This window comes from Ruegeria sp. AH12 (assembly GCF_056541465.1).
Window position 1 is genome coordinate 1 of record NZ_JBQFYL010000217.1, and the last position, 542, is coordinate 542.

Genomic DNA, 542 nt, shown 5'->3' on the forward strand with positions numbered 1-542 from the left:
CATCGACGATCAAACCCTCGCTATCAATGGGTTGAAACCTTACATTCCCAAAATTTGCCTGAAGGATCTTGCGTGCATCCGGATATCCCGGATCCTCCATAACCGCAGTTTTATCGCGCCCGCCGAACAACAGGCTGGTGATAAACAATCCGTTTTGCGAACCCAATGTGATCAGGATTGAATCGCTGGGTTCAAAAATACCGCGACGGGGCAGGATGCGCTGCCGGACCTGCTCGATAAGTTCAAAGCAATCCTCGTACAGCCCGTCTGCAGACCAGATTTTCAGATGCTTTCGATTCATGGCCAACCGAGTGCATTCGCGCCAATCCGCAACCGGGAATGCGCCATCATCGATTTGGTTGCACACAAACGGATAGTCGTACTTGTACCAGTCATTTGGGCGCTGGATGGTTTCGATCTCTTCGGTGCGGCGCAATTTGTTCAGTTTCTGGCCAATCGATGTGCGCTGTCTGGTGCTGGTTCGCCCAATCGCATCACCGTCCGTGCGAATCCCTACGTCAGAGCAGACATAATAACCCGAG

1 pseudogene is annotated in these 542 nt (G+C 52.2%); it reads right to left on the reverse strand.

From position 1 onward, the window contains the following. Window positions 1-542, reverse strand: a pseudogene (locus ACR0EL_RS22715) (PLP-dependent aminotransferase family protein); the annotation flags it as partial.